This is a genomic window from Curtobacterium sp. 18060 (assembly GCF_902706105.1).
Classification (GTDB): Bacteria; Actinomycetota; Actinomycetes; order Actinomycetales; family Microbacteriaceae; genus Curtobacterium.
This window is the reverse complement of record NZ_CACSJV010000129.1, coordinates 1-426: the sequence shown is the minus strand read 5'-3', so window position 1 is coordinate 426 and position 426 is coordinate 1. Positions and strand designations below refer to the sequence as shown.

The window sequence follows — 426 nt, the reverse complement described above, 5'->3', positions numbered from 1 at the left end:
GCACTGGATGGATGCGGGGGTCGCGAGATCTACCAATTCTAACCAAACTCCGAATACCAACGAGACTTATCCGGCAGACAGACGGCGGGTGCTAAGGTCCGTCGTCAAAAGGGAAACAGCCCTAACCTACAGCTAAGGTCCCCAAGTCATCACTAAGTGGGAAAGCATGTGGGAATCCCAAAACAACCAGGAGGTTGGCTTAGAAGCAGCCATCCTTTAAAGAAAGCGTAACAGCTCACTGGTCTAATTAAGGGTTCCTGCGGCGAAAATGTAACGGGGCTAAAGTGATGCACCGAAGCTTAGGGTGTGATCGTTTACGATCACGCGGTAGCGGAGCGTTCCGTAGGCCTGTGAAGCGATCTGGTAATGGGTCGTGGAGGTATCGGAAGTGCGAATGCTGACATGAGTAGCGACAAAGAGGGTGAG

1 rRNA gene is annotated in these 426 nt (G+C 52.1%); it reads left to right on the top strand.

Features of this window, described 5'->3' with window-relative positions:
• A 23S ribosomal RNA gene (locus GVL05_RS19880) occupies nt 1-426 on the top strand; the annotation flags it as partial.